We start from the raw sequence: 4,423 nt of genomic DNA on the forward strand, positions 1-4,423 counted from the left end.
GAAATTGAAAGGCGGCTTCGGCTGTCACTTATGGATGGACCCGCGTCGCATTAGCTAGTTGGTGAGGTAACGGCTCACCAAGGCGACGATGCGTAGCCGACCTGAGAGGGTGATCGGCCACACTGGGACTGAGACACGGCCCAGACTCCTACGGGAGGCAGCAGTAGGGAATCTTCCGCAATGGACGAAAGTCTGACGGAGCAACGCCGCGTGAGTGATGAAGGCTTTCGGGTCGTAAAACTCTGTTGTTAGGGAAGAACAAGTGCTAGTTGAATAAGCTGGCACCTTGACGGTACCTAACCAGAAAGCCACGGCTAACTACGTGCCAGCAGCCGCGGTAATACGTAGGTGGCAAGCGTTATCCGGAATTATTGGGCGTAAAGCGCGCGCAGGTGGTTTCTTAAGTCTGATGTGAAAGCCCACGGCTCAACCGTGGAGGGTCATTGGAAACTGGGAGACTTGAGTGCAGAAGAGGAAAGTGGAATTCCATGTGTAGCGGTGAAATGCGTAGAGATATGGAGGAACACCAGTGGCGAAGGCGACTTTCTGGTCTGTAACTGACACTGAGGCGCGAAAGCGTGGGGAGCAAACAGGATTAGATACCCTGGTAGTCCACGCCGTAAACGATGAGTGCTAAGTGTTAGAGGGTTTCCGCCCTTTAGTGCTGAAGTTAACGCATTAAGCACTCCGCCTGGGGAGTACGGCCGCAAGGCTGAAACTCAAAGGAATTGACGGGGGCCCGCACAAGCGGTGGAGCATGTGGTTTAATTCGAAGCAACGCGAAGAACCTTACCAGGTCTTGACATCCTCTGAAAACTCTAGAGATAGAGCTTCTCCTTCGGGAGCAGAGTGACAGGTGGTGCATGGTTGTCGTCAGCTCGTGTCGTGAGATGTTGGGTTAAGTCCCGCAACGAGCGCAACCCTTGATCTTAGTTGCCATCATTAAGTTGGGCACTCTAAGGTGACTGCCGGTGACAAACCGGAGGAAGGTGGGGATGACGTCAAATCATCATGCCCCTTATGACCTGGGCTACACACGTGCTACAATGGACGGTACAAAGAGCTGCAAGACCGCGAGGTGGAGCTAATCTCATAAAACCGTTCTCAGTTCGGATTGTAGGCTGCAACTCGCCTACATGAAGCTGGAATCGCTAGTAATCGCGGATCAGCATGCCGCGGTGAATACGTTCCCGGGCCTTGTACACACCGCCCGTCACACCACGAGAGTTTGTAACACCCGAAGTCGGTGGGGTAACCTTTATGGAGCCAGCCGCCTAAGGTGGGACAGATGATTGGGGTGAAGTCGTAACAAGGTAGCCGTATCGGAAGGTGCGGCTGGATCACCTCCTTTCTATGGAGAATTGATGAACGCAGTTCATCAATAAATGTTTTCTTTTGTTGAGTTTTTAAAGAACTATCTCTCAAGTTTAAATGTATGTTCTTTGAAAACTAGATAACAGTGTAGCTCATATTTTTTTAATTTTAGTTTGGTTAAGTTAGAAAGGGCGCACGGTGGATGCCTTGACACTAGGAGTCGATGAAGGACGGGACTAACGCCGATATGCTTCGGGGAGCTGTAAGTAAGCTTTGATCCGAAGATTTCCGAATGGGGAAACCCACTATACGTAATGGTATGGTATCCTTACCTGAATACATAGGGTATGGAAGACAGACCCAGGGAACTGAAACATCTAAGTACCTGGAGGAAGAGAAAGCAAATGCGATTTCCTGAGTAGCGGCGAGCGAAACGGAATCTAGCCCAAACCAAGAGGCTTGCCTCTTGGGGTTGTAGGACATTCTATACGGAGTTACAAAGGAACGAGGTAGACGAAGCGACCTGGAAAGGTCCGTCACAGAGGGTAATAACCCCGTAGTCGAAACTTCGTTCTCTCTTGAATGTATCCTGAGTACGGCGGAACACGTGAAATTCCGTCGGAATCTGGGAGGACCATCTCCCAAGGCTAAATACTCCCTAGTGATCGATAGTGAACCAGTACCGTGAGGGAAAGGTGAAAAGCACCCCGGAAGGGGAGTGAAAGAGATCCTGAAACCGTGTGCCTACAAATAGTCAGAGCCCGTTAATGGGTGATGGCGTGCCTTTTGTAGAATGAACCGGCGAGTTACGATCCCGTGCGAGGTTAAGCTGAAGAGGCGGAGCCGCAGCGAAAGCGAGTCTGAATAGGGCGTTTAGTACGTGGTCGTAGACCCGAAACCAGGTGATCTACCCATGTCCAGGGTGAAGTTCAGGTAACACTGAATGGAGGCCCGAACCCACGCACGTTGAAAAGTGCGGGGATGAGGTGTGGGTAGCGGAGAAATTCCAATCGAACCTGGAGATAGCTGGTTCTCCCCGAAATAGCTTTAGGGCTAGCCTTAAGTGTAAGAGTCTTGGAGGTAGAGCACTGATTGAACTAGGGGTCCTCATCGGATTACCGAATTCAGTCAAACTCCGAATGCCAATGACTTATCCTTAGGAGTCAGACTGCGAGTGATAAGATCCGTAGTCAAGAGGGAAACAGCCCAGATCGCCAGCTAAGGTCCCAAAGTGTGTATTAAGTGGAAAAGGATGTGGAGTTGCTTAGACAACTAGGATGTTGGCTCAGAAGCAGCCACCATTTAAAGAGTGCGTAATAGCTCACTAGTCGAGTGACTCTGCGCCGAAAATGTACCGGGGCTAAATACACCACCGAAGCTGCGAATTGATACCAATGGTATCAGTGGTAGGGGAGCGTTCTAAGTGCAGTGAAGTCAGACCGGAAGGACTGGTGGAGCGCTTAGAAGTGAGAATGCCGGTATGAGTAGCGAAAGACGGGTGAGAATCCCGTCCACCGAATGCCTAAGGTTTCCTGAGGAAGGCTCGTCCGCTCAGGGTTAGTCAGGACCTAAGCCGAGGCCGACAGGCGTAGGCGATGGACAACAGGTTGATATTCCTGTACCACCTCTTTATCGTTTGAGCAATGGAGGGACGCAGAAGGATAGAAGAAGCGTGCGATTGGTTGTGCACGTCCAAGCAGTTAGGCTGATAAGTAGGCAAATCCGCTTATCGTGAAGGCTGAGCTGTGATGGGGAAGCTCCTTATGGAGCGAAGTCTTTGATTCCCCGCTGCCAAGAAAAGCTTCTAGCGAGATAAAAGGTGCCTGTACCGCAAACCGACACAGGTAGGCGAGGAGAGAATCCTAAGGTGTGCGAGAGAACTCTGGTTAAGGAACTCGGCAAAATGACCCCGTAACTTCGGGAGAAGGGGTGCTTTCTTAACGGAAAGCCGCAGTGAATAGGCCCAAGCGACTGTTTAGCAAAAACACAGGTCTCTGCGAAGCCGTAAGGCGAAGTATAGGGGCTGACACCTGCCCGGTGCTGGAAGGTTAAGGAGAGGGGTTAGCGTAAGCGAAGCTCTGAACTGAAGCCCCAGTAAACGGCGGCCGTAACTATAACGGTCCTAAGGTAGCGAAATTCCTTGTCGGGTAAGTTCCGACCCGCACGAAAGGTGTAACGATTTGGGCACTGTCTCAACCAGAGACTCGGTGAAATTATAGTACCTGTGAAGATGCAGGTTACCCGCGACAGGACGGAAAGACCCCGTGGAGCTTTACTGTAGCCTGATATTGAATTTTGGTACAGTTTGTACAGGATAGGCGGGAGCCATTGAAACCGGAGCGCTAGCTTCGGTGGAGGCGCTGGTGGGATACCGCCCTGACTGTATTGAAATTCTAACCTACGGGTCTTATCGACCCGGGAGACAGTGTCAGGTGGGCAGTTTGACTGGGGCGGTCGCCTCCTAAAGTGTAACGGAGGCGCCCAAAGGTTCCCTCAGAATGGTTGGAAATCATTCGTAGAGTGCAAAGGCATAAGGGAGCTTGACTGCGAGACCTACAAGTCGAGCAGGGACGAAAGTCGGGCTTAGTGATCCGGTGGTTCCGCATGGAAGGGCCATCGCTCAACGGATAAAAGCTACCCCGGGGATAACAGGCTTATCTCCCCCAAGAGTCCACATCGACGGGGAGGTTTGGCACCTCGATGTCGGCTCATCGCATCCTGGGGCTGTAGTCGGTCCCAAGGGTTGGGCTGTTCGCCCATTAAAGCGGTACGCGAGCTGGGTTCAGAACGTCGTGAGACAGTTCGGTCCCTATCCGTCGTGGGCGCAGGAAATTTGAGAGGAGCTGTCCTTAGTACGAGAGGACCGGGATGGACGCACCGCTGGTGTACCAGTTGTTCTGCCAAGGGCATAGCTGGGTAGCTATGTGCGGAAGGGATAAGTGCTGAAAGCATCTAAGCATGAAGCCCCCCTCAAGATGAGATTTCCCATAGCGTAAGCTAGTAAGATCCCTGAAAGATGATCAGGTTGATAGGTTCGAGGTGGAAGCATGGTGACATGTGGAGCTGACGAATACTAATAGATCGAGGACTTAACCATATAATATGAAGC

2 rRNA genes are annotated in these 4,423 nt (G+C 51.5%); both read left to right on the top strand.

Annotation, left to right across the window (positions count from 1 at the left end):
- Positions 1-1,351, top strand: a 16S ribosomal RNA gene (locus DN408_RS10610); the annotation flags it as partial.
- 138 nt (positions 1,352-1,489) lie between these two features.
- A 23S ribosomal RNA gene (locus tag DN408_RS10615) occupies positions 1,490-4,411 on the top strand.
- Positions 4,412-4,423 lie beyond the last annotated feature (12 nt).

The sequence above is a fragment of the Bacillus sp. AR13-1 genome (assembly GCF_008042285.1).
Taxonomy (GTDB): domain Bacteria; phylum Bacillota; class Bacilli; order Bacillales; family Bacillaceae_G; genus Bacillus_A; species Bacillus_A mycoides.